This window comes from Lactiplantibacillus mudanjiangensis, from assembly GCF_005405385.1.
Taxonomy (GTDB): domain Bacteria; phylum Bacillota; class Bacilli; order Lactobacillales; family Lactobacillaceae; genus Lactiplantibacillus; species Lactiplantibacillus mudanjiangensis.
This window is the reverse complement of sequence record NZ_BJDY01000007.1, coordinates 356,157-380,973: the sequence shown is the minus strand read 5'-3', so window position 1 is coordinate 380,973 and position 24,817 is coordinate 356,157. Positions and strand designations below refer to the sequence as shown.

The window sequence follows — 24,817 nt, the reverse complement described above, 5'->3', positions numbered from 1 at the left end:
GGCTTTATGACTGGATGATTAATTAACGTTTACTGAGGGGTTATTTGCCGCCTACTGTTCGCCCACATTGAGCCGGAACGCTGTGGGCGGACCGGTTCAGCCAAAAAGCGGTCTGAACCGTCGTTTTGAACCACCCAGCCCGTGTTTCAAAAACGCCAGTCTCTAAGCGATAAATCGCTAAGAGACTTCCACGGCTGGGCTCAATGTGAGCTCACTCTCGGCTATACTGGTGATTAATTAACAATATAATATAACCGGAGTCGGTCCCACAGCCGGCAGAATCACTGGCTGACGTAGATGGCTAATTTAGCACAACTCAACCATCATTGGAAAAAGGACGTCAAAAAAACCACCGGACGGGGAATCCGGTGGAAAGGGAGTAAGTCATAAAAAGGTTAGGGTTTTACACACATATATTTCAATTACTGGGGGGAGTAGTTGAAAAAGTTTTAGTTAGGGTTTCAATTAGGAAACGGGGAATTTCTTAATTGACTATGGACATAGTATAACGGGCGTTGATGAAGAATTTATGACGCCCTTGAGCTAAAAAATTGATTTTGGTGCGATTAAATTAGTCGGTTGGTTGAATTTGTTTCAGTAAATCAATACTTTGTGCTTGCTTGCCATTAGGTAAAAATGACTTGCGAACGGCTAGTTGCATGTAACAGTCGATCGCTTGACTAGGCTTGAGTGGCACTTGGACGACATTGGGGCTGAGTGAGACTGAATCACTGATCACAAAACCAACACCTAGATTGCGAGCAACGAGTTTTTCAACTAATTGATTAGAATGGGCTTCGTAAATAATATTGGGGCGCACATTACTTCGGCGACAATAATGTTCTAACGCTGTGCGCGGCAATGAATGTGGCAAACGGGCGATGATTGGCAATTGTTGTAAGTCGGCTGCTTGAACCATTTTGAGTTGACTTAACGGTTGTTGAACATTGGCTAAGATACATAATGGATGGGTTTCTAACGGGAAAACTTGTAAATCCGCTGATTGCATCGGTTGTAAGGATGAAAAAATTGCGGCGTCTAATTGATGATGACGTAATTGAGCTAAGAGCTCTTCAGACATACCAACGGTGGTCGTAATCGCATTTAATAAATGATGTCGCGCAAAGGTGGTGACGACTTTAGGTAACCAAATGCCACCCGCAATGTGTGAGAAACCAAGGCGCACTTGTTGCTCATCAGCATGACGAACTTCGAGATCCACTTGGGCAAAGGTTTTTAATAAGTGACGCGCTTTAATATAAAGCACCTGACCCGCAGTAGTGGTGATCAGTTGAGCGCGATGATTGGCTTGTGTCAATAAGGTGGTTTGATAGTGCGCTTCAAGTCGTTTTAAGGCGGCTGAAATCGCGGGTTGTGTCACCTGAAATTGTTTGGCAGTCGCCGTATAGTTTCCGGTTTCTACTAAGCTACAAAAATAATTTAAATCGCGTTCATTCATAGAAAGAGCCTCCTGACCGACATTAAGCTAAGTATAGCGTAAATGTGCCGGTAAGGAGGCCTTTATTTAGGATTACCACATGCCGATGACTTTGGTCCACAGAAGACCGCCACCCAGCCAAATAACGTTAAAGACGACCCCCACGATCGCACTTAACCGCCACCAATCACGGTTGGAAATGTAGCCTGTTCCTGAAAGCAACGCGGCGGGACCGGCTGAATAGGGTGTTGTAGATAAGTAAATCGAGCCACAAAAGGCAAGCATTAAGGCGGCTAAAGCATGCGGCACACCTGCACCAATGGCGACGGACAAAAAGCCGGCGTATAATGCGGAAATCTGTGTCGACACACTTGGAAACATATAGTGTAGATAGAAGTAGGCTAAGAATAAGATAATCAAAACTGGAATCCAGTTGAGGCCGTTTAAGAGACTGCCAAGGGTTTTGGAGAACCACGGGAAGAAGCCTAAGGTCATGAGTTTTTGTGACATTAACATGATCACGGATAGCCAGACCAAAATATTCCAAGCGAAACTTTCATGTAAGAGATCCTTAGTTGTGAGCACGCCGGTAAGTAGTAAGATGACGACGGCAATGAAACTAACTTCAGTAGCGTCAATACCAATCTTCGTGCCGACTAACCAGAGACCAATCGCTAAAACAAAGGTGGCAAGCATGATTTTTTCGCTGAGGGTCATGGCGCCAATTTCTTTCAGACGAGCATCGGCCCAAACACCAGCGTTGGGCGTAGCTTTAACTTCTGGTGGATAGATTTTATATAACAAGTACGGCACGACTAATAGGGATAAAATACCAGGTACACTGGCAGCCGCAAACCATTGTAACCATGAAATAGTGATACCTTGTGTTTTCGCAAGGCCCAGGGCGACCATGTTACCTGCCAATCCAGTCAAGAATAAGCCGGAAGTGATGTTGTTGACTTCATATTCGTTGAAAATTAGAAATGAGCCGATTTTTCGTTGAGTTCCATTTTTAGGATCGGAGCCCATCTCTTTAGCTAAGTTATCGATGATTGGGTACATAATGCCGTTAACGCGGGCATTATTACTAGGAATACCGATGGCTAAGACCGTATCAACGGCAGATAGGGCGTAGGCTAAGCCAAGGGTGCGTTTGCCAAAAAGCTTGACGAATAAGTAGGCGATACGTTTACCTAGGCCGGATTTGATGAAGCCAGCGGCCATGAACATACACATTGCGACCATCCAGGCCGTGGAGTTTCCAAAGCCGGCGGTGACTTCATCCATTGTGAAGATCCCAGTTAACGTGGCAATCGTAATCCCAATTAAGGTGGTTGCCATCATTGGCAAGGGCTTGGTGATACAAGCAACGATGGTGGCGACGAAAATGGCGAATAGATGCCAAGCGGCGGTATTAATATCAGTTGGTTTGAAAGGTGTTAATAGCCATAAACCGACCCCAAAGATTAAGGGGAGTAGCATGGCCTTCCAATTAATTTTAGTAATCATTAGTGGTAGCTCCTTTAAAAATAATAGCTGAAATGTTGAAATTGATAATAAATTCACATGATAAAGCAAGACACCCACGTCTTTTTGAATCTTCATCGGTATCATAACTATTATTTTGATGTTGTCAATTACGAGTTTGTCTCGTTAATGGTTGAAAGTGAAAAACAATCAGTGAAATCGCTGATATATAAGCGATTTAGATTGGGCTACCAGTGGACTAATTAACTGACGTTGACCAGTTTAACGTAGCGTATCGGGCTGATAAGGATATTTTTTATCAATTTTATTGATAAAAACCAAATTAATTTTTAGCAGAAAGAAAACGATTTCATGATTTCCTACTAAAAACTCAACAATCTTAAGCAGTGATTTTTATTGATACGACTACGGTGAACAGCGCTTGTTAAAAAATTACGTTGCCTTTTTTAGAAAGTTGCGTATATTGACCCCTGTAAACACCACCCGCGCTTTTGAATAAAAAAATTTACTTAAAGGACTGTTGAACATGAAATTAGTTGCGATTGTTGGAACCAACGCAGAAAAATCATATAACCGAGAATTATTGCAATATATGCAACGTCACTTTAGTTCGTCAGTGACCATTGACGTGGCTGAAATTGACAACATCCCGCTATTTAAGGAGACCATGGCATTACCACAAGCCATTCAAGCGTTAACCGATCAAATTAGTGCCGCTGATGGCGTCATTATTGGCGTTCCAGAATACGACCACGCAGTACCCGCGGCGTTAAAGAGTGTCATTGAATGGTTGTCATGTAACGTGCATCCATTTAATGATAAACCAGTCATGATTGTGGGCACTTCCCTAGGGATTCAAGGGACTTCACGTGCGCAAGATGAATTACGACAGATTTTAAATGCGCCCGGTGTTGGCGCGATTGTTTTACCAGGAAATGAATTCATGCTAAGTTTTGCGCCGAAAGCATTTGATGATCAGGGTGCACTCACTGATGCACATACGGTGAGCTTCTTAGAAAGTTGTTTCCAGCACTTTATCAAATTGATTAAGATGCAATCAGGCACCTCAAGTATGGCGGTGAAGTGGCAAGGACATTATGACGTGATCGTCCTTGGATTTGGTGGTGCTGGCGCCACTGCGGCCCGATTCGCTGCTGATAATGGTGCGCGAGTCTTAGTCGTTGAAGCAGCGCCATATGGTCGTGAAGGCGGGAACACCCGTTATTCCGCGCAACATGTGGTGATGGGCGAAAGCTTAGACGATTTAACGACGTACTATCATGCGTTGAATGCGCCCTTTGTCACCCCCGAAAAGACGTTGCAAGCTTATTTAAGTGGAATGAGTCGGATTCCGGCTTATTTCAAGGACTACCTCGGTATTCCAGCAGTCAGCTGGAAACATGATATTAAGCCCGGCGATGCGGTTGCGATTAAAAAGACGATGGCCGAATATCCTGAATTACCAGGGAGCCAGACGGTGGACTTTGCTTTAGTTCACAAGCGGGATAAGGACGCTGGCTTATGGAAAGTTTTACGGCAAAAGGTTTTAGATCGTACGGATCAAATTGATGTTTGGTTGGATTCACGGGCCCGGCAATTGATTCAAGAACCAACCACAGGAATTGTCCGTGGGGTTCAAATTGAGCGCCATGGTCAACTAGTTAATGTTCATGCGAAAAACGGCGTCGTCTTAGCGATGGGCGGTTTTGAAAATAACCCTGAACTCGTCCAAACTTATTTGCATAGCGCCAAATTAACGCCATTAGGGACGCTCTTTAATCGCGGCGATGGAATTAAAATGGCGCAAGCGGTTGGGGCCAAAATGTGGCACATGACGAATTACGAATCACATGGGATTTTACCGGGCATTACGTTTAAAGAAGTTGATGGTGAACGGGGCCGGCAAATTGAACATTGGCCATTATTGAAACAGGGAAGTATTCTCGTGACGGCTGATGACGGGACCCGATATTTCCCTGAAGATGCGCCGCATCGTCATGGTCACATCAAGACGCATGGATCATGGTTGATTCCAATGTTGAATCAGCATCCATATTTGGTTTTTGATCAAGCTCAATATTTAGACTTTAAGGCTCAATTAGCTGAAAACGGTCGTTTACCATATCCACAATTCATGGATAAATTAATTTCGGCCAAAACCTTAACTGAATTGGCTGCTAAAATGGATGTGCCTGCGGATAACTTAGTGAAGACGGTGGCACGATTCAATCAAGCCAAACAAATGGGAGAAGATCTTGAATTTGGTCGTCACGTCGACAGTATGCGGACTTTTGATGATGGGCCTTATTATGCAATTGCGGCGGCCAACGATGTCTTGAATACCCAAGGTGGGCCGCAGCGCAATGAACAAGCCCAGATTCTAGCAACATCTGGTCAACCGATCCCACATCTCTTTGGCGCAGGTGAACTCGGCGGCATCGTCGCTAACTGCTATCAAGGTGGCGGCAATTTAGCAGAATGTTTGATTTTTGGGAAATTAGCCGGCGAACATGCCGCGGCTGATAAAGCTGATGCGGATGACGTGACAGCGGCTGAGATGAATGGCATGAACGACTTAGTCGATGCCGAAAATGCGGCCAACGTGACGTTAGGTGCGGACCAATATTTAGGTCGGTCTAACAGTGGATTAGGCGGTCAAATCATGGTGCGGGTCACATACCGAGACCAGGCGATCCAAAAAGTTGAAGTCGTTCAACATCATGAAAGTGAAGATGTTGGTTTGGTTGCTATCGACCAAGTGCCAAAAGAGATTGTCGCGGCGAACTCGACAGACGTTGATGCCATCTCGGGTGCTTCTGCTTCTAGTCGGGCAATTAAGGAAGCCGTTCAGGATGCTTTGAAACAAGTAAAAGTTACACAATGAGGTGACAGTCTGAATGGGTTATGCTTGCCACCTGCCGTTCGCCCACATTGAGCCGGAACGCTGTGGGCGGACCGGCCCAGCCAAAGAGCGGTCTGAACCGTCGCTTTGAACCGCAAAATCCGCGGTTCAAAAGCGCTGAGCTCTAAGCGATAAATCGCCAAGAGCGCCCACGGCTGGGCTCAATGTGTGCTCACTCTCGGTTATGTTAGTGGCATAATCGAATTTAACTAGTAACAAGAAACTAACCGGAGTCAGCCAGTGATGGCGCCGGCCGTGAGAACATCGTTAGTCCGGATGATTTTCCCGGGCTTACGATGTGGACGACTTTTGAGACTAGTGGTTTTGGCTAGGCTCAAAAGCGAGGTGGAAGCCCGGTTTTTGGCTGGAGCCGGTCCCACAGCCGGCAGAATCACTGGCTGGCGTAGGTGACAAAATTAGTAAGATTAATGGCTAAAAAGACGCGGAATACTAACAATTCCGCGTCTTTTGGGCGTCAAAAAAACCACCGGACGGGGAATCCGGTGGAAAAGGGGAAGAACATTATCAAAAAAGTTAGGGGGTAACTTAACGTTTCATTACTTGGGGGAGTAAACGAAAGGTTAAGGCATCAGTTAGGAAACGGGGAATTTCTTAATTGACTATGGACATAGTATAACGGCGGCTAATGAATAAAATATGACGCAATCGGGCTAAAAGAATGATTTTGTTTTGAAAAAAGACTTTTTTCTAAAGTTTATAACTAAAACGCGGCTAAGCTTTAGTTCGTTAGCGAGATAAACGTTGTGATACCAGTGTTTTAAACGCTATTGTTGGCGACGCATGCTATAATAACTGACAAAATCATTCGAAAGCGTGACAAACATGACAATTAAAATCGTAGCGGATTCGTCGGTGCAACTAACGGCGGCCGAAATTGAACAATATGATATTCAGATCGTGCCTTTGTTAGTGGGCTTTAATGGCAATCTAGTGGCGGATACGACGGTGTCACGAGCTGAATTTGATCAACAAATGGCAGTGAGTGCCACGTTACCAACAACTAGCCAGCCACCAATTGGCGACTTCGTGACGTTGTATGATGATTTGACCGCTGATGGGAGTCAAGTATTGTCATTGCATCTTACTGAAACTCTAAGTGGAACAGTGAACGCCGCGCGTCAAGCGGCTGAAATGGTCACTGGTCAAGTCACGGTTGTTGATACGCAATCTGCTGATCGTGGTATGGCCTTTCAAGTCTTAACCGCGGCGCGGATGGCGCGGGCTGGGGCCGATATGGACGCTATTTTAGCGAAGATTGCGATTATTCGCCAACAAACCCATGTCTATTTATTTGTGGATACGTTAGATAATTTAGTTAAAGGTGGCCGTGTACCGAAAATTGCCGGGTTAGTGACGAATTTGATTAAACTCAAATTTGTGTTTGAGCTGGTTGATGGTAAGTTAAAGCTTTATACGCGCGGCCGTGGAAAAAAGGCTTTAATTAAAGCTCAAGAACAGATTTTAGCCGAATTAAAAGATGCCACCCGGGTTGAAGCGGCCGGTATCTCATATGTTGGTGAGGCGAGTGTCGCTGAAGCCCCCCAAGCTTTAGTTGAAAAAGTCGCGCCACAAGCGGAATTATTGGTCGAACGAACTTGTCCAATTATTGCGACGCATACCGGGATCGGCGCCTATGCGTTAATGCTTCATGAAATTGATTGAAAATAAAATCTAATCGTTACTATTAATTTATTCTTCAGTGTGTTATACTGATTATAGTAAATTAAGAGTCGTGTTGGCGCACTGCTCGAGCCTAACCACCATGAAAATGATGACTAGACCCGAACGGGGCGCTTTTTTTGTAACTTAGCTCCCACAAAAGAAAGTAGGAACTTCTGTGAATTATCTTCTCAATAATCCGTTCTTTGGCATCGGCTTATCCGTGCTAGTCTATGGGATTGGCGAGTATTTATATCACAAAACGAATCGATTTGTATTATTCCAACCACTATTTTTTGGAATGCTGCTCGGGATTGGTTTATTGGTATTAATTGCCTCCGCCCTGCAAGCGCCGGTGCAAAAAGTTTATCAAGCGTATCAAGTTGGTGGTGACTGGTTGTTTTGGTTTGTTGCTCCCGCTACCGTTTCCTTTGCGGTACCCCTCTATAAACGTAACGACATTTTCAAGAAACATTGGGACGTCATTTTAATTGCGCTTTTCCTCGGATTGCTATTATCGCTGTTTGGTATTTACGCCGTATCTCAATTAATGGGCCTAACGGATGAAGCCTTAGGTGCGATGCTAGTTCAAGCCGCCACCACGGCCATTGCCTTACCAGTTGCCGAAGCGGTCGGTGGGGATCAAGCCATTGCCGCCTTTGCGGTTATCTTAAATTCAGTACTCATTTACGCGTTAGGCGATCATTTTATTCGCTGGTTTAAATTACACAAGAATCCATTGGGTGCCGGACTGGGGTTTGGGATTGCGGGTAATGCCGTTGGAGCCACTAAAGCGATCGAAGTCAGCGAAGCGGCTGGCGCAACTGGTGCGATTGCATTCGTTGTCGCGGGGATCTTGGTGAACTTTATGGTACCAAGTTTTGCACAGTTAATTGGTTTAGGTTAAACGGAGGCAATTTTATGACTAAAAAATTCAAAGGTAAATTTATTAAACAAATCATGATTTATGGTGTGATTTTATTGGTAAGTAGTTTGATTTCAGAGTTGGTGACACAATTATGGCCAGGGTTTCCGATGCCACCAGCCTTAATTGGGATGATCTTGTTATACTTGCTTTTAACATTGAAAATTGTGAAATTAGAGCAGGTCGAAGGTGTCAGTAACTTCTTCGTTCAAATCATCAGTCTGATTTTTATTCCATCGGGGATTGCTTTAGTGACGAAGTTGGATATTTTAAAAAATGAAGGTCTCCAAATCGTGATTGTGGTTGTGATATCAACGCTAATGCTGTTACTTTTTACTGCTGGAATTGCATGGGTCTTGGTTCAAGTGAAAGAATGGATTCAAAATCGTCGGGCCAGTCGTCAGGTAGAAATGGACTTAGAAGAGGATTAATCGCACCAATTAAATCCGGGTGGTGGTCGCGTTACTGGTGACAGTAGCGGGGGTCACCAGTCGGATTTAGTTTTGCTCAATAAAAAAGCCACCACATCAGGGGATGCAGTGGTCAAGGAGTAGGAAACATCAAAGTGGGGGCTTTGATGAACCCCATTCATCAGACTTGGGGGAGTCTATGAATGAAAGTGACTATTAGCGGCAGTTATGGCAGCAACCACGCTAATAATCAAAAAACTGTAGAATATTAAGGATTGATAGTTGGTTTCTACACGTTCTATCAATCTGCGACTATTATAATTGCAAACGCTACCGTCTGCAACTAATTGCGCCGCTAGATTAATTAAATTTAATTCGTGGTTGAAAATCTTCGGCAAATAAGCCCATGTTGTAAAGGTCGATCCGTTGACCGTCACGCTTGACGGCACGCTGATTAGTCCCCTCAAATTCAAACCCGCTATTTTGATAAACGGCAATTGCACTTTGGTTAGTTGCAATGACATCCAAACAAACTTTGTACAGATTTAATTCGTTAAAGCCGTAATGGAGCATGAGATTTAATGCTTCGGTTCCATAGCCGTGACCACGATCTTCAGCATCACCAATGGCAATGGCGAGCTGGCCAAGTTGATTGTGCCAATCAATATTGTAAAGGGTGACAAAACCTAGTAAGCGGTCATCGTCGTTGGCTCGAATATGAAAATAAAATTCAGTTTCACGATTGAGATTGCGATAAGTCTGTTCTAAGTCTTCGCCTGATAACGGTCGAGCTGGGGCGGTGTCCAGATTACGCACAAAGTTCCCATCAGCATACCAGTCACTTATTTCGTCGAAGTCTTCAGGTTGGGGGACCGCCAAGTTGATCTTGGGTCCCATAAAAATGTTTTTCAAAGTTATCCCTCGCTTTAGTCTGATAACTTTATCATAGCTCACTCTTGACCAATGTACTACTAACAGATTATTTACAGTTACTTTACAGGATCTTTAGCGGAAACTTTACGTCCAATCGGTATGCTTAAATCAACCATTTGGTGAATATTAGTGTAGAGAAGTGATGACGCATGCAACAATTGCATATTATTCAGATTTCTGATCCCCATCTAACACCCCATGGCGATAGGCCTGCCCATCAACAAACGATTGATCCATGGGTCAAGTTAACGACCATTATTCAAGACATTCGAACCCTGCCGTATCAACCAGATCTGATTGTGTTTACCGGTGATTTAATGCACGGTGGAACTGCGGATGATTATGAGCGATTCCATGCGGTGGTTCATTTAATGAAAGCTGAGTTCAACTGTCATGTGCGGGTCATCCTCGGTAATCATGATGATCGTAATGCCTTTTATACTGGGTATTTACCAGCCGATCCGGGCCCGTATTATGCGAGTCGAATGCGATTGGGAAATAATGATTTTTATTTTTTAGATTCAAAAGTAACCGGTTTTGAAGCCGGCTGGCTAGCACAGAAACAACTACAATGGCTTGGTAAACACTTACGTCAAGCTCCAACCAAACGAGCGTTTATTTTTTTACATCATCCGTTAGACGGCCCAACGATGCAAAATATGCATTATGCTATTTTGCAAAATACGCCGGCCTTGTTATCGGTGCTTCGTGGCCATCATATTGGGGGTGTCTTTACAGGACACGTCCATTTTGCGACAAGCTATGTTATTGGTGATCATATCTTAAATGTTGTTGCCGGCTCAGCTGCATATGATATTAATTGCACTGATCCGCAAGTTCATGAGATTCGAGAAAGTAGTAGCTATCAGATTATAACCGTTGATCACGGGCAGGTTGGGGTGGTTACTCGTCAATTACTGCAACGGTCTGATATTATTGATACGCTAAAAATTGCCTCGACAAAGTTTTTAACAAAGCATCCTCAGGAAAATTAGACTATAGATAACGCTTACATTATAATGAGTTCAACGAAGGGGTGATTGCATATGTTACGACATCGACACCAGAAAATGAAACGGCCATTGTCTTGGCAGGCCCGGCAGCGTTTGGCGCCGGTAGTGGCGTTTGAAGTAACGGCAACTGGAATAGCGGTTTTAGATGTGTTACGAGCCAGGTCATTTCGACGTGGTCATAGACTCGGCTGGTTGTTACTGGCTTTCGTGCAACCAATTGGCCCGTGGCTGTATTTCATGTTTGGTCAAAGTAAAGATAAGTCTTAAGACAAAAATGGTTGATTCAGAATTTGAAATTCTGGATCAACCATTTTTTTGCTTCGTTAGCTAGAGATCGAAAGTGACTTTCTAGCAATGATCACTGATCAAAAATAGACTTGCTTTGCCACCTGCCGTTTGCCCACCTTGAGCCGGAACGCTGTGGGCGGACCGGTTCAGCCAAAAAGCGGTTTGAACCGTCGTTTTGAACCGCAAAAATCCGCGTTTCAAAAGCGCCAATCTCTAAGAGCTTCCCACGGCTGGGCTCAATGTGAGCTCACTCTCGGTTATACTGGTGACTGCTAGATCAATTAACTACCACGATATAACCGGAGTCAGTCAGTGATGGCGCCGGACTTTACGATGTGGACGACTTTTGAGACTAGCGATTTTCTAGGCTCAAAAGCGAGGTGGAAGCCCGCACTTTGGCTGGAGCTGGTCCCACAGCCAGCAGAATCACTGACTGACGCAGGTAACCACTAAACCAGTGCTGATACGGTGTCTATCGACATAATCATCTTTTAATCTTTAATTAGTCAGCATGTTTTAAATTAAGTCGTTTTAAGTCAGCAACTTTAGTGACACCGAGTAATTTTTGACAGTCTGGACAGAGTCCATAAACTTCCATGTTATGACTGGTGACGAGATAGCCAGATAATTCAGCGGCTTTGGCATCCACGTCACGTAAATCAGGCTCAAAGACATCCGTAATTTTGCCGCAATTTTCACAAACTACATGATAATGAGGACGACCGAAGAAGTCGTAATGGGTGCCGGCATCGCCATTTTGTAATTCGATTACGATACCGAGATCGACAAATAACTTTAATGTGTTGTACACAGTAGCCAAACTCAAATTTGGCAATTGTGTATCGAGTGCTTGGTAGATCGTTTCCACCGATGGATGATTATGATGAGTGACCAGATAGGTCAAAATAATTTGCCGCTGCGGTGTGACCCGAATTTTGTGGTCTTTTAACTGTTGGATCGCTTGATTTAACATATCTGTTGCCACGATGCGGTCCCTCCTTTGCTAAGATTCACCCCTATTAAACCACACTTTTTAGAAAGATTCCAATTTAGAAACGCCAGCCAGACAAAAACTGATGCGTCGGCAATTTGCCAGCGCACCAGTCGGTTAGTGGGCATCATTAGCGACAGCAGCTGTGGCCGTCGTAGAGGTTGTTTGTGACCAGACGAGTAATTGAGCTTGGATATTTTCTAAAATTTTCATACCAAGTTGATAATCACGTTCAGAGCCAATACTGTTAAAACTCAAGGTGCAAGTCCCGGCAAAAGTACTTGCGGCAATTTCCATTGCTGGTGTTGGTTGAAAGGCGCCCGAGAAGACACAGTTAGCAACGGTGAGACCGTGAAATTGTAGGCGCTGTTGGTCAATGACGCCAAAGTTAGTATAGGTTAACGGTTGCTGAGCCAGCCAGCGACGGGTGAACTTACGCATGACGCCAACCGGCATCGTATGGTTCATCTTTTGTAAGTTAACGAGTCGTGATAGGAAAACCGCTTGCGTTCGTTCGGTTGCCAGCAAGGCGTGGACATGTTGAACCAAGGTATTAAAAGGCTCGTCAACTGGGACTTGAATATTTAAGTAGACCATTGCCGTTAGATTGGCAATACGAGTTGTGCCATCATCGGTTGGTGTAAAATGCCGAAAATTAATCGGATATGGCAACGTGATGGTGGTATGTCCAGTCAGAACTTGCAACGCTTTAGCGTAAGCCGCTAAGATGGCTTCACTAATACCAACATCCTGTGCTTTTGCGATTCGGCGGACTTGCATAAATTGCTTACTTGTCAACATAATATGGCCGATGTGGCGCAAGTTAATGCCTTGGTAATGTGGTAGTTTAACCGGCGTTCCCGGCAACTGATGGTGAGTACGGGGACGTTGCCGTTGGTGTTGTAACTTGGTAATGATCGGACGTAACCGGCGTTCATTTTGTAAGGTTGTCAGATCGTCGTTATTATATGCTTTGGCCAATAGATAGAGATATTCCTTAAAACCGACACTGTCAGTCAATAAGTGGCTCATAAAGGCTTGCAAGACATCATATTGATCATGATGAATGACGAATAGGCGTAATTGTGGTCCCGTGCTGAAGTCAAAATCAAAGTTCTCGGGACTGTAAGGACTTTGGGTTTCAATGACGAGGTCATCGACTTGTTGGGTCGTCACTTCGAACCGATTACGTTCACCTTGATAATGGGCAAAAATTTCGGGGACGATTTGGGCTGAAGCTAGCACCGCGGCTTTTAGCCGTTCGATGTCGAGATTACTAGTAAAAACCAACCGTGCCCGCATTAATGGGACAGTGGTTTCAGTGAGAAGCATATTCACAAAATCTAGCGTTTCACCACGATAATACACATTAAAACCCCCGATCAAATTCTCTATCATGTAGTATAACAGACTGGTCGAGAGCGGGAGAAGCTGAGGGTGGTAGTTTTGGAAAAAGTTAAGAAACCTTGGTATTGATTGATCGGCATACTGGTTAAACTGAAAAATGATTAAAAGTTTTTGTAAACTTGAAACCGGTTCCGCTGATATTCAAAAAAACTGGTATACTTAGGTTAATAACGAGCTTAAAGGAGGGTTCGCGCATGAAAATTGTGGCTCTCGTTGGGAGTATCCGAAAAGCATCTTACAACCAACAATTAGCTAAGTTTGTGCAACGACGGTATATTGATCAAATTGACGTCGTCATTCCAGATTTAGCAACCTTGCCATTTTATGATCAAGATATCGAATTAGAAGCCCCTGAGGTGGTAACCGAATTTAAAAAGCTGATTACAACTGCTGATGGCGTGATTTTTGTCACACCAGAGTATAATCGTGGGATTCCCGGCGTCTTGGCAAATGCGATTGATTGGTTATCGCGAGTGGAACATCCACTGAAAGGCAAGCCGGCGATGATTATCGGGGCAACCATGGGACCATTAGGAACTGTCCGCGCACAGGGTATGTTACGACAAATTTTGGATGCACCTGGCGTTGCTGCGCGCACGTTACCAGGTAACGAGTTTTTGATGAGTACCGTTCAAAATAAGTTTGATAATAACGGTGATTTGATTGATCAAACAACGGTTGCTGGGTTAGATCGATGTGTGCAGAATTACTTAAAATTTGTCCATGAATTAGCACGGATTAAAGAAGCATAAAAATAATAGTTGAGGGGTAATTTCGGATGAACAAAGAACGTAAGTTAATCTATGTGATTTTAAACGATGAAGATGTTGACTATGATTTGGAAGAACAACCAGATCAATACGTGGTCTATATTCGCCAACAAAACGGTGATACACGGGCCTTGGATCTAGTGAATACCGAAATCAAAAAATTATTTGACGATGCTGATTTAAACTATCAAGAAACCGTTAAGCCAGCTAATAAAAAGGCCGACATTGTATTGACCGTTCAACGTAGCTAAAACCAGAGTGGGTGACTAACACCCGTTTAAAAAAATCATCAAACATCAAAATGAGGGTCACGACAATTGTCGTCGCCCTCATTTTTTATGCAAACTTTTAATCCCACTTAATCAGCTCGTTAAGGTAAGCTTTTGATGACAACTGTAAAGGAGACCTGAATAAATGACGATTACTGAATTATATCAAACGATGTTAAGTGAAATGGGGCCGCGTCACTGGTTGACAGCTGGTATCGCGCCAGCTGAAACACCTTGGGAAATCTTATGGGGTGGCGTGTTGGTTCAAAATACTAACTGGCGCAATGTTGATTATGCCTTAATGAATTTGAAACGAGCGACTCAATTTGAGCCACAAGCCTTATTGCAATTATCATCGGCCGACTTAACGGCGCTAGTGCGACCGGCCGGATTTTACACACGTAAAGTGCCGACTTTACAAAGTTTGGCACGCTGGACCGCCCAATATGAGTTTAATTTGACTACTTTGCGGGCATTGCCGGCTGATCAATTACGTCAAGAGCTCAAGGCGTTGCCTGGTATTGGCGATGAAACCGCCGATTACTTTTCAATGTATGTCTTTCATAATCCAACCATTATTGTGGATACATATTTGCGGCGGTTATTGACTTGGCTGGAACAGCCATTACCGCGTCAGTATATGGCCGCACAAGCACAGTTGCAGCAAAGCTGGCAACCTGATTTGGCCACGGCCTGGGAGGCACATGCGCTGGTGGTTGATTTTGGTAAACAAGTCAAAACAACGGCTGATTTTAAGGCTTCATTTCTCGCTGGCCAGCGCTTAGCTCTTTAGTTTAATTAATTAATTGACTATTATAATTGAGATATGAACGAACAAATAGCGTGCCTTTATTTGACGGTAAAAGTAGACGCAGGTACGATGAACGTGATCAATGAAAACGGTTTATTTTGAAGCTGAGGGAGGCGGTGATTGTTGACCAGTAAGGATGGTTTACATTTATTCCATAATCATCAAGCATCCTGCTATTATTTTTGATCGTTCATTATTTAGAATGCGTTTACGCGACAGATAAAGGGGGAAATCGCGATGAAACGAGTGCAATTATTATCACCAGTGACTGGGACAATTATGCCACTGTCAGAAGTTCAAGATCCAGTGTTTTCACAAGGTATGATGGGCGAAGGTTTGGGGGTTGCGCCAACCAATGGTCAGATTGTCGCACCAGCAGCCGGTAAGGTCACAATGGTGGCCGCAACGCTACATGCAATTGGGTTTACCACTGCGGCTGGGTTAGAAATTTTGGTTCACTTGGGGATTGATACGGTGGAGCTTAAAGATAAGCCACCGTTTAAGTTAACTATTAAAGTCGGCGATGAAGTGAACGCTGGCGATGAGATTGGCCAGATGGATTTAGCCGCGATCGTTGACGCGGGTAAACGAACTACCGTGATTATGGCAGTCACCAATTCAGGTGAAACGGTGGCAAGTTTAACCGCTAAAGTTGGCCCAATTAAAGCCGGTGATGTTGGGGCCGATGTTGAGGTCAAAGATTCGGTTACTGAACCAACGACCGTTGCGGCAAAGCCAGCGTCAACCGGTGGTGGTAAGTATGACCAGTTAGCAACGCAAATTATTGAGAATGTTGGTGGGGCTGGTAATGTAAAAAGTGTGATTCATTGCATCACGCGAGTCCGCTTCTATTTGAAAGATGATGGCAAAGCTAACGATGACACGATTCGGAACTTAAAAGGTGTCATCGATATTGCTAAAGCCGGGGGTCAATATCAAGTGGTTATCGGTCCAGCCGTTACTGATGTGTACGATGCGGTCGTTAAGCAACTGGGCCCTGGTTTTGGTGATGATGATGCATCTGCAATTGCATCAGAAAAAGAAGCCAATAAAGCTGCTTGGAAGAAGATGACACCTTGGCAGAAGGTTAAGCACAGTTTTAGTGCTTTAATCGGTGTGATTACCGGGTCTATGATTCCGGTTATTGGGTTGTTAGCAGCTTCTGGGATCTTAAAAGGGGTCTTAGCGTTATTGACCTCATTTAAAGTGGTTTCAGCAACTACGCCAACCTATGTGATCATTAATGCCATGGGTGATTCAGTCTTTTACTTCCTACCAATCTTTGTTGGATTTACAGCCGCGAAGAAATTGGGGTCCGACCCGATTATTATGGGAATTGTTGGTGGGGTCTTAACATATCCGGCGATTGTTGGGATCGCAACGACTGGTAAGGTCACGAGTCATTTGTTGGGCATGGGCATTAATGCCAACTTCTTCGGTTTACCTGTTCATGTGGCTTCTTATACCTATTCCATCTTCCCGATGATTGCGGGTGCTTGGTTAGCGTCTAAACTGGAACCATGGCTCAAACGCGTGATTCCAACCGTTTTACGAATGATCTTTGTCCCATTACTAGAAGTCGTTTTAATTTCCGGTGCAATTTTGCTTTTCCTTGGGCCAATTATCACCGCACTTTCAAGTGCCTTGGCCTTGGGGATTGTGAAGATTTACCAACTTAGTCCAGCCATTTCTGGTTTGATCATTGGGGGCTTCTACCAAGTATTGGTTATCTTTGGATTACATTGGGCGATTATTCCAATTGTGGCCAACGATATTGCCACAACCGGCCACAGTTATTTGAATGCGATTGTGTCCGCTACCATGGTTGCACAAGGTGGTGCGGTCTTGGCCATTGCGATGAAATCTAAAGTTGCCAGCATCAAAGAATTAGCCTGGCCAGCAACAATCTCAGCTTTCTCTGGCGTAACGGAACCGGCGATGTATGGGATTAACTTGAAGTATGGTCGCGCGTTCGTCACTGCTAGTATCGGTGGTGCCGTTGGTGGGTTCTTAACGGGGCTAATGCATGTCAATATGTGGGGCTTTGCCGGTTCTTTAATCGGATTTACGTCCTTCGTTAACCCGAAAGGCCTCGACTTTAGTTTCTGGGGCTTCTGGATTGCCTCGATTGCAGATATTATCGTCTCCTTCACGTTGACGTACATGTTTGGTTTCTCGGATGCTGATGTGAAAAACGTTAAAACGGCTCCAAAGAAGAAACATCTAGGTGAACAAGCGGCTTAAGCGTCGTTTTGCAAAGAGTTGTGGTATAAACCACAGCTCTTTTTTTGTGGATTGTCCATACTTGACAAAAACACAATAACACGTTTTAATGTAACTAATAAAGTTACAGGAAAGCGAGTGTGTTCATCATGAAATATACCATTACAGGTGCCACTGGTCATTTAGGCCAACAAGTCGTTCAAGCGATGGCCGAATTAGTTCCCGCTGAACAATTGAATCTAGGGGTGCACACGGTTAGTAAAGCGGCCGCATTTCAAGCGCAAGGTATGACAGTGAGTGCGATTGATTATCATGATCAAGCAAGTTTGCAACCAGTATTGTCAGATAGTGACGTGTTTATTTATATTCCAAGTAAGAGCCACGATAGTTACAGCCGTGTCCAAGAGTTTGAAACGGTTCTGGCAGCCGCACAAGCTAGTCATGTCCGGCATTTGTTAGTGATGGGATTTATTGCTGATCAAGTGAATAATCCGTTTGATTTATCCGCTTTTTATGGTTACGTGCCCCGTCGGTTAGCTGGTGCGGGTATTGCCTATACGATCATTCGCAATGCCCTGTATGCTGATCCGCTGGTTCCTTATATCCCAGAATTAGTTGAACGGCAACAAGTCATCTATCCGATGGGGGATCAAGGCCTGAGTTTTATTAGCCAAGCGGATAGCGCCGCGGCGTTTGCCAAAGTGGCGACGACACCAAGCTTATTACAATCGGGATGTATTTATACGTTGACGCAAGACCGCAAGTATACGATGCCAGAATTAGCGGCAGTTATTCAACAAGTGACTGGGAAACCAATGAGTTATCAACCGGTGACGTTAGCTGAATTTGCGACCATGTATGATCAAGGTAATGAAGGTCATATGCTGGCATCAATGTATGCTGGTGGTGCGAAAGGCTTGTTACAGCCGGTCAGTGATGACTATGTCACGATTATGGGGCACCCGGCGCAAGACCTGGTTAGTTTCTTGCAAAATGGCTTAGCTCAAGGCTAATTCAGTGCCGCGTTCCCTCGATTCCATGCTATAATTTAACTTATGAACTGAACGGAAAAGGGGGGATACTGAGATGGCCCAATCATTGCAAGGGGATTTTCGCGACTTATTTCATCGGGGACAATTGACGATTGGTATTAGTGAATTAAGCAAGATGACGGGGGTGTCACCTCGGCAGTTGCGTTACTGGCAAAAGAAAGGGTACATCATCCCTAAGAATCAGGATGAACCAGGTCGGGCTCGGATTTATACGCTCAAAATGGTGATTAAAGCGGCGGCGATGAGTAATTTGCTTGCTGCTGGGTACACCCTAAAGGCGGCGGCTGACCAAGTTGATGAGCGCATGCGGCCGGCTCAAACGATGTATCATGTGTTGTTTGATCGGTATCAAGGGTCGCAGATTGGTGACGATGGGGAGATTCTGATTGATCTGGGGACATTTGATCCTGATCCGACGCAAGAATTGTTCGCAAAATTAGTGGACGAGCAACCTAAGTTTATTTTAAAACCAAAAAATTAGTAATCGGCGATTAATTGTAGAAAAACAGTTAGTCGTCTTTTTATTGATGCGTTATTCACTAATACTTAAAAACATAGTTAAAATACTTATTTATACTTGATTTTTACTTAAACTTTTTGTATGCTGATCTTGAAATAATAAGGAGGGATGGTTATGCAACGTGCAGAGCGACAACGTCAATTGTTGCAAGAATTGGCGCGTCGCCGTCAGATGAGTGTTGCGGATGTCATGGCGGCCTTGGCAATTTCACGCGATACGGCCCGACGAGATATTGTGACCGTCACAGAGCGTGGCTTGGCGCAGCGTATTCATGGTGGTTTACAAGTTTTGAACTTTGGGGTCGCCATCCCAAGTTATCAGGATCGGTTGCACCAGTTAACGGCGGTTAAAACGGCCTTAGCGGAAAAAGCATTGCCTTTAATTAAGGCCAATCAATATGTGTTCATCGATGTTTCTACAACGCTGCTTAAACTAACACAATTGCTAAAAGTCCATTGTACGGTTTATACCCATTCTTTGGACAATGCGATTAGTTTAGCGACCAATCCAGCAGTAACCTTGCAATTGTTAGGTGGTGAATTGAATCAGTCTAATCGTTTCATGTCAGGCGCCGCGGCGCTAACCGCACTAAAACCGGTATATTTTGACCAAACAATTATTGGGGCAGCCGCGGTCAATGTGCAAGGGGTCTTTTATCAGGATGCTGGCGATGCGGCCGTTAAGCGGCAAGCGTTGTCCCAAACGGGCAGTGGTATCTTAGTTTGTGAGCATCGTAAATTTGGTCAAACCGCTCGTTTTTGTGGTGGTCAACTAGCACAATTACAAGTCGTGATTACAGATGAGCCACTTACGACTATTGAACGTGCCTGGTTTGCACCGACAACTAAATTTATTTATTTAACGGAGGATTAATCATATGAGCAAACCTAAATTGATTTTGAGTGATATTGACGGCACTATCTTAAACGATCAAGCTGAACTACTACCGGCGACTATTACGGGTGTTCGAGCAGCTGTCCGGCAAGGCGCAACAATGGTGTTAGCTTCAGCCCGTTCGCCTAAAGGCATGTGGTCGATCGCTAAGCAATTAGGTATTGAGTCTACCATGATTGCGTATAACGGTGCATTAACGGCTAAGACTGATGACGATGATCACTTACAAGTTTTTGAAGAAGAACCCATTGATCGTAAAGTTGCGCGTCGGGTGCAAAAGGTTATTGCCAAGAAATGGCCTAAAGCATCGATCAATGTTTATAGCAATAATGATTGGTTTGTTCAAGCCAATGGTCCTTGGGAAAAGCAAGAAGCTGCTGGAATTGGTTACGAGCCAACGGTTACTAACTTATCGACATGGTTAGCGAAAAGCAACGCGCCTATCCATAAAATACTAATCATGGCCGATGCCGATACAATTACGGAAATTAATGCCCAGTTGCAAACACCAACTTACAAAGCGATTGCAGCGTATCGATCTAAAGATACTTATCTAGAAATTGTGGCAGCCGGTGTCACTAAGGCCACGGCTTTAAAACAATTGTTAGTCGATGATGACTTAACTCCTGAAGATGCGATTGCGTTTGGCGACAACTACAATGATTTAGCTATGCTGCATTTAGCCGGAATTGGGGTAGCGATGGGCAATGCTCCAGAAGTCATTAAAGAAGGCGCTGATTTAGTCACAACGGATAACAATCATGATGGGATTTATCAAGTTTTAAATCAGTATTTTGATTAAGTGAGCGTAAATTAGTCGCCTACGTTAGCCAGTGATTCTGCCAGCTGTGGGGAACGGTTTCAGCCAAAAGTCGGGCTTCCACCTCGCTTTTAAGCCTAACAAAAAGCGTTAGTCTCAAAAGTCGTCCACATCGTAAGCCCGGAAAAGAACAGCCGGACTAACGATGTTTTCACGGCTGGCGCCATCACTGGCTGACTCCGGCTACATTGCAGTTAATAGTTTTATTTGTTTAATTAATGATAATTCTCAATAGTAGTGAATATAGCCGAAAGTGAGTCCACTCAAAGCCCAGCCGTGGAAGTCTCTTAGCGATTTATCGCTTAGAGACTGGCGATTTTGAAACGCGGGTTTAGCGGTTCAAAACGAAGGGTGAGACCGATTTTTGGCTCAGCCTGTCCGTCCACAGCGTTCCGGCTTTGAGTGGACGAAACGGTAGGCGGCAATTGAACACAAATTAGCGGTAAACAAAAAGCACTTGAGAAAAAATTCTCAAGTGCTTTTTCGTGTGCCATTAAGTTATTGACCGAATTCAGTTAAGATTCGTTGAGCTGTACGCCCGTTGAATTCATTGGCCTGTAAGCGGGCGAAAACTAGTTCCATGGTATGACGTAGTTGGTCGTCCGTTAGACCTTGTGAGGCTAACGTTGTAATGACCACTTGTAGTAAATCAAGCGGCAAAATCGGCCGTTTTTCTGGATAATCATGGAAAAAAGCCGCAATGGCTTCATCATGTAAGCGCCAGTAAATCGGATTTTGAACATCATCAAAAATCGTTAAGAGTTGTTCCAATGCCGGTGACAATGGAATGTTTTTGGCAATCAATGTCGTTAACATTCCATCGCGGGCGGGAATCCGGACATCCGCCACATAATCTTTGAGTAATAAGAAATGCGTTTTAAACGGTGGCCGTAAAGTGAAGGTCATCGCTAACGCAATTTGGCTGTCAGCTGCCATTATGAAGACCCCTTAGTCAATAAAGTTTAATGACGTTTCGTAAAGCGAACCACCGCTTCACACCGCGCCGTTTGTGGGAACATATCAATTGATTGAATGTAGTCCACTTGATAGCCCCGCGTTAATTCTCGTAAATCTTGCGCCAAAGTGGATGGATTACATGAAATGTAAACCAACTTTTCTGGGGCACTTTGCAAAATAGCATCGATTAAGACATCGTCTAGACCCGTCCGTGGTGGATCAACCACCATGGCATCTGGGTCAAAACCGGCTGCTAACCATTGTGGTAACAAGGTTTCCGCCGCGCCAACTTCGTATTTGGCATTGGTGATCCCGTTACGTTCGGCGTTGGCGTTGGCATCCATAATGGCAGCAGGAATAGTATCCATCCCACGAACTTCTTTGGCAACATCAGCTAGCGATAAGCCAATGGTCCCGACGCCAGAGTAAGCATCAACCAACGTTTCATTAGGGGATAATGCTAAAGCCTCGCGGGCTAAGCGATACAACTTCTTTGTTTGTTCTGGATTTAATTGGAAAAAGGCGCGGGCCGACAAATCAAAGCTCAACCCATCGAGTTCTTCAGTAATCGTTGGTTTTCCGGCGAGTAAGGTCGTTTGGTCGCCCCAGATGAGGGACGTCTTACCAACATTAACGTTTTGCATCACTGAAACGACCATTGGCAATTTTCCAGCCATCTTCATTAAGAGTTGATGCTTTTTCGGGAATTTAGGCGTATTGGTGATAAAGACCACTTGGACTTCACCAGTGGCTGCCGCCGCGCGGACCACGATGGTTTTAAGAATGCCAGAGTTATGTTCTTCATCGTAGATTGGCACTTGCAAGTCTTCGATCCATTGCACGAGTTGACGCATCACCGTCATAGTGACGGGCATTTGCACAGAACAAGTTGGTAAGTCGACCAAGTTATGACTATTTTCCTGGTATAACCCAGCAGCAACATGGCCATCTAGCACACGAACTTGAAATTGGGCCTTATTCCGATATTCATAAGGGTCAGTCATGCCGATAGTTGGTCGAACATCGTAGTGTTGATAACCCGTTGGACGGTATTTTTCCAAGGCTTGGCGGATGACATCTTGTTTGAATTTGAGTTGGGCAGGATAGTCCAAATGTTCTAATTCAAAACCACCAACATGATCGGCGTAAGCGTCCTGAGGATCAACACGATCGGGACTAGGTTTACGCAATGTTCGTAGGCTCGCTTCTAGGTATCGTGGATGAACGGCGGTCACTTCGGCAACGATTACTTCGCCAGGCAAAGCGCCTTTAACAAAGGTGATCACATGTTTATAGTAACCAATACCTTCGCCGTTAATCCCAAGGCGTTTAATGGTCAATGGGAAGCGTTGACCGATCTTAACCTCATTTTGAACGGTAGTCGTAGGCCGGTCATTGCGGGGACGCCGGTTATCCCGATGGAAATTAGTATGATTAGTTGGTTTCATGATAAAAGTCTTAACCTCGTTTTCTGTTAACTGAGTTCAAACCATTATAGCATGGGCCTGTATGAATGTTGTAGTTAGTCGATTACACGGTGGCTAAAATATGCTATGCTTAAATCGATTATTGAGGGGGTGTCATGGTGAGTAATACAGCTGTATGGGTACCGATTCCGGCAGTTGCATATTGGGCCTGGTTATTGCCACTTGTGTTAGGGATTATTTTTGGCTGGCGATATCAGCATGATAAAGTACGGTTGGGGAATGGCATTTGGTTTTCGTCATTTTTCTATAGCTTTTTGGCAGTACTGGCGATGACCATTTTGGGGACGAACAATCATCCGTTAATCATTGTAAGTGTTGCGCTCTTTGTTTTGATATTAATGGTGATTGGGACGATTTTCGTCTTACAGGCATTTCTACTACTATGGAATGGCTGGCTGATGTGGCGGCGCGAAAGCCACACGATTGCCAATATGTTGACATTGTTTTTAGGAATTGCCATTTTAGTTTTACCGATATTAGCGGGAATATTGAGTAGTCATGTGCCAACAACGGTCCGATATGTGATGACAGTTTTTCCGAATTTAGTCATCTTTTATGTGGCCTTTTGGTTTTACAATTATTTGACCATGTTGGTGTTATACCAGTTTAATCGGCCGCGTTATCGACAAGATTACATTATTGTTTTAGGCGCGGGACTCTTAAACGGTGATCAGGTCTCGCCGCTATTAGCACAACGGATTCAACGTGGATTGCAATTTTATCAACAGCAACAACGTAAAACGGGTCATGCCGCCATTATGATCTTTTCTGGTGGTCAAGGTGGCGATGAAACGATTCCCGAAGGTCAGGCGATGTTGGCATATGCCATTCAGCATGGGTTGCCAGCAACTAATGGTTGGGCTGAAACCAAGTCAACAACGACACTGGAGAATATGCAGTTTAGTAAACGCCTGATTGATCAAGGATCGATTGCGCAGCCACGAGTGATTTTTGTAACGAATAATTATCATTCATTTCGAGCCGGCCGTTTTGCCAAACAGGCAGGATTAAATGCGGACGGTATTGGGGCTCGGACCGCGCATTTCTTTTTACCGGATGCCATTATTCGAGAATATATTGCGATTTTTATGCAACATAAATGGTGGCATGCCGCTGCGATGGTCGGAATGATCGTGTTGACGTTACTTATGGCATGGTTAGATTTATATAATGGTACGCTGTAATTAGCTGAGCAAAACTTAACGTTAGTTAGTCAACTAAAGGTTGAAAGTTAAGTATGACGGTAAAAGCTTTACTATAATTGACTTAAGTTATGCTAAATTGATCACCTACGCCAGTCAGATTACGGATGCTAATTAGTTAGTAATCACTATTCTAGCCGAGAGTGAGCTCATATTGAGCCCAGCCGTGGGAGACTCTTAGCGATTTATCGCTTAGAGTCTGGCGCCTTTGAAACACGGGTTAGGTGGTTCAAAACGACGGTCCAGACCGCTTTTTTGGCTGGGCCGGTCCGCCCACAGCGTTCCGGCTCAATGTGGGCGAACAGTAGGTGGCAAGTATGACTAGTTTTGATCGATA

General features: G+C 44.4%; 22 protein-coding genes. 15 read left to right on the top strand and 7 right to left on the bottom strand.

Annotated elements, in window-relative coordinates:
* Positions 1-571 precede the first annotated feature (571 nt).
* Positions 572-1,459 carry a LysR family transcriptional regulator gene (locus tag FFM84_RS15065; protein WP_130846268.1) on the bottom strand — a complete coding sequence of 296 codons (888 nt, stop codon included), beginning with the start codon at positions 1,457-1,459 and terminating at the stop codon, positions 572-574.
* A gap of 72 nt (positions 1,460-1,531) precedes the next feature.
* Positions 1,532-2,947 carry a DASS family sodium-coupled anion symporter gene (locus FFM84_RS15060; protein ID WP_130846267.1) on the bottom strand — a complete coding sequence of 472 codons (1,416 nt, stop codon included), beginning with the start codon at positions 2,945-2,947 and terminating at the stop codon, positions 1,532-1,534.
* Between the two features lie 505 nt (positions 2,948-3,452).
* Between FFM84_RS15060 and FFM84_RS15055 the strand changes: the two genes are divergently transcribed.
* From FFM84_RS15055 to FFM84_RS15040, 4 genes are all read left to right on the top strand, one after another.
* On the top strand, positions 3,453-5,810 hold the full coding sequence (locus FFM84_RS15055) for an NAD(P)H-dependent oxidoreductase (protein ID WP_165449997.1): 2,358 nt from the start codon (positions 3,453-3,455) through the stop codon (positions 5,808-5,810).
* Between the two features lie 861 nt (positions 5,811-6,671).
* Positions 6,672-7,511 (top strand): DegV family protein, encoded by an 840-nt coding sequence (locus tag FFM84_RS15050; RefSeq protein WP_130846265.1) that lies wholly within the window; start codon positions 6,672-6,674, stop codon positions 7,509-7,511.
* 175 nt (positions 7,512-7,686) lie between these two features.
* Positions 7,687-8,415, top strand: coding sequence for an LrgB family protein (locus FFM84_RS15045; protein WP_130846264.1), 729 nt, complete (start codon positions 7,687-7,689; stop codon positions 8,413-8,415).
* 14 nt (positions 8,416-8,429) lie between these two features.
* The gene (locus FFM84_RS15040; RefSeq protein WP_130846263.1) at positions 8,430-8,864 is read left to right on the top strand and encodes a CidA/LrgA family protein; all 435 of its coding nucleotides are present in this window, start codon (positions 8,430-8,432) and stop codon (positions 8,862-8,864) included.
* Between the two features lie 339 nt (positions 8,865-9,203).
* On the opposite strand, the gene FFM84_RS15035 is transcribed toward FFM84_RS15040, so the two are convergent.
* On the bottom strand, positions 9,204-9,755 hold the full coding sequence (locus FFM84_RS15035) for a GNAT family N-acetyltransferase (protein ID WP_130846262.1): 552 nt from the start codon (positions 9,753-9,755) through the stop codon (positions 9,204-9,206).
* A 170-nt stretch (positions 9,756-9,925) separates the two neighbouring features.
* Between FFM84_RS15035 and FFM84_RS15030 the strand changes: the two genes are divergently transcribed.
* A complete protein-coding gene (locus FFM84_RS15030; protein ID WP_130846261.1) occupies positions 9,926-10,771 on the top strand; it encodes a metallophosphoesterase family protein in 846 nt (281 codons plus the stop codon).
* Positions 10,772-10,822: 51 nt separating this feature from the next.
* Entirely contained in the window at positions 10,823-11,056 is a 234-nt protein-coding gene (locus FFM84_RS15025; protein WP_174795761.1) for a PLD nuclease N-terminal domain-containing protein, read from the top strand.
* 523 nt (positions 11,057-11,579) lie between these two features.
* Here FFM84_RS15025 and FFM84_RS15020 read toward each other — a convergent pair.
* The gene (locus FFM84_RS15020; protein ID WP_130846260.1) at positions 11,580-12,062 is read right to left on the bottom strand and encodes a Fur family transcriptional regulator; all 483 of its coding nucleotides are present in this window, start codon (positions 12,060-12,062) and stop codon (positions 11,580-11,582) included.
* Positions 12,063-12,185: 123 nt separating this feature from the next.
* Entirely contained in the window at positions 12,186-13,436 is a 1,251-nt protein-coding gene (locus FFM84_RS15015) for a hypothetical protein (RefSeq protein ID WP_225424712.1), read from the bottom strand.
* Positions 13,437-13,669: 233 nt separating this feature from the next.
* On the opposite strand from FFM84_RS15015, the gene FFM84_RS15010 reads away from it, so the two are divergent.
* The 8 genes from FFM84_RS15010 to FFM84_RS14975 all read left to right on the top strand — a co-directional run bounded on the left by FFM84_RS15010 (position 13,670) and on the right by FFM84_RS14975 (position 20,816).
* The gene (locus tag FFM84_RS15010; RefSeq protein ID WP_130846259.1) at positions 13,670-14,227 is read left to right on the top strand and encodes an NADPH-dependent FMN reductase; all 558 of its coding nucleotides are present in this window, start codon (positions 13,670-13,672) and stop codon (positions 14,225-14,227) included.
* 26 nt (positions 14,228-14,253) lie between these two features.
* Complete coding sequence (locus FFM84_RS15005) at positions 14,254-14,496, top strand: hypothetical protein (RefSeq protein WP_130846258.1); 243 nt, start codon at positions 14,254-14,256, stop codon at positions 14,494-14,496.
* A gap of 163 nt (positions 14,497-14,659) precedes the next feature.
* Positions 14,660-15,307: an endonuclease III domain-containing protein gene (locus FFM84_RS15000; protein ID WP_130846257.1), complete on the top strand. Its 648-nt coding sequence runs from the start codon at positions 14,660-14,662 to the stop codon at positions 15,305-15,307.
* Between the two features lie 255 nt (positions 15,308-15,562).
* Complete coding sequence (locus tag FFM84_RS14995) at positions 15,563-17,569, top strand: PTS sugar transporter subunit IIABC (RefSeq protein WP_130846256.1); 2,007 nt, start codon at positions 15,563-15,565, stop codon at positions 17,567-17,569.
* A 128-nt stretch (positions 17,570-17,697) separates the two neighbouring features.
* Positions 17,698-18,561 (top strand): SDR family oxidoreductase, encoded by an 864-nt coding sequence (locus FFM84_RS14990; protein ID WP_130846255.1) that lies wholly within the window; start codon positions 17,698-17,700, stop codon positions 18,559-18,561.
* A 73-nt stretch (positions 18,562-18,634) separates the two neighbouring features.
* Entirely contained in the window at positions 18,635-19,081 is a 447-nt protein-coding gene (locus tag FFM84_RS14985; protein ID WP_130846254.1) for a MerR family transcriptional regulator, read from the top strand.
* Between the two features lie 153 nt (positions 19,082-19,234).
* Complete coding sequence (locus tag FFM84_RS14980; RefSeq protein WP_165444410.1) at positions 19,235-19,993, top strand: DeoR/GlpR family DNA-binding transcription regulator; 759 nt, start codon at positions 19,235-19,237, stop codon at positions 19,991-19,993.
* Positions 19,994-19,997: 4 nt separating this feature from the next.
* A complete protein-coding gene (locus tag FFM84_RS14975; protein WP_130846252.1) occupies positions 19,998-20,816 on the top strand; it encodes a Cof-type HAD-IIB family hydrolase in 819 nt (272 codons plus the stop codon).
* Positions 20,817-21,332: 516 nt separating this feature from the next.
* Here the strand turns inward: FFM84_RS14975 and FFM84_RS14970 are convergent.
* Together FFM84_RS14970 and rlmD are read right to left on the bottom strand one after the other, a co-directional pair.
* On the bottom strand, positions 21,333-21,770 hold the full coding sequence (locus tag FFM84_RS14970; protein WP_225424711.1) for a hypothetical protein: 438 nt from the start codon (positions 21,768-21,770) through the stop codon (positions 21,333-21,335).
* A 26-nt stretch (positions 21,771-21,796) separates the two neighbouring features.
* The gene (rlmD, locus tag FFM84_RS14965) at positions 21,797-23,239 is read right to left on the bottom strand and encodes a 23S rRNA (uracil(1939)-C(5))-methyltransferase RlmD (protein ID WP_130846250.1); all 1,443 of its coding nucleotides are present in this window, start codon (positions 23,237-23,239) and stop codon (positions 21,797-21,799) included.
* 137 nt (positions 23,240-23,376) lie between these two features.
* On the opposite strand from rlmD, the gene FFM84_RS14960 reads away from it, so the two are divergent.
* Positions 23,377-24,462, top strand: coding sequence for a YdcF family protein (locus tag FFM84_RS14960; RefSeq protein ID WP_130846249.1), 1,086 nt, complete (start codon positions 23,377-23,379; stop codon positions 24,460-24,462).
* Positions 24,463-24,817: the final 355 nt, after the last annotated feature.

Coding starts and splice junctions, on each gene's coding strand:
- FFM84_RS15040 (WP_130846263.1), top strand. CDS start 8,430: ATGACTAAAAAATTCAAAGGTAAATTTATTAAACAAATCATGATTTAT.
- FFM84_RS15010 (WP_130846259.1), top strand. CDS start 13,670: ATGAAAATTGTGGCTCTCGTTGGGAGTATCCGAAAAGCATCTTACAAC.
- FFM84_RS14990 (WP_130846255.1), top strand. CDS start 17,698: ATGAAATATACCATTACAGGTGCCACTGGTCATTTAGGCCAACAAGTC.
- FFM84_RS15050 (WP_130846265.1), top strand. CDS start 6,672: ATGACAATTAAAATCGTAGCGGATTCGTCGGTGCAACTAACGGCGGCC.
- FFM84_RS15065 (WP_130846268.1), bottom strand. CDS start 1,459: ATGAATGAACGCGATTTAAATTATTTTTGTAGCTTAGTAGAAACCGGA.
- FFM84_RS14975 (WP_130846252.1), top strand. CDS start 19,998: ATGAGCAAACCTAAATTGATTTTGAGTGATATTGACGGCACTATCTTA.
- FFM84_RS15055 (WP_165449997.1), top strand. CDS start 3,453: ATGAAATTAGTTGCGATTGTTGGAACCAACGCAGAAAAATCATATAAC.
- FFM84_RS14970 (WP_225424711.1), bottom strand. CDS start 21,770: ATGGCAGCTGACAGCCAAATTGCGTTAGCGATGACCTTCACTTTACGG.
- FFM84_RS15000 (WP_130846257.1), top strand. CDS start 14,660: ATGACGATTACTGAATTATATCAAACGATGTTAAGTGAAATGGGGCCG.
- FFM84_RS14980 (WP_165444410.1), top strand. CDS start 19,235: ATGCAACGTGCAGAGCGACAACGTCAATTGTTGCAAGAATTGGCGCGT.
- FFM84_RS15060 (WP_130846267.1), bottom strand. CDS start 2,947: ATGATTACTAAAATTAATTGGAAGGCCATGCTACTCCCCTTAATCTTT.
- FFM84_RS14985 (WP_130846254.1), top strand. CDS start 18,635: ATGGCCCAATCATTGCAAGGGGATTTTCGCGACTTATTTCATCGGGGA.
- FFM84_RS14995 (WP_130846256.1), top strand. CDS start 15,563: ATGAAACGAGTGCAATTATTATCACCAGTGACTGGGACAATTATGCCA.
- FFM84_RS15030 (WP_130846261.1), top strand. CDS start 9,926: ATGCAACAATTGCATATTATTCAGATTTCTGATCCCCATCTAACACCC.
- FFM84_RS15025 (WP_174795761.1), top strand. CDS start 10,823: ATGTTACGACATCGACACCAGAAAATGAAACGGCCATTGTCTTGGCAG.
- rlmD (WP_130846250.1), bottom strand. CDS start 23,239: ATGAAACCAACTAATCATACTAATTTCCATCGGGATAACCGGCGTCCC.
- FFM84_RS15005 (WP_130846258.1), top strand. CDS start 14,254: ATGAACAAAGAACGTAAGTTAATCTATGTGATTTTAAACGATGAAGAT.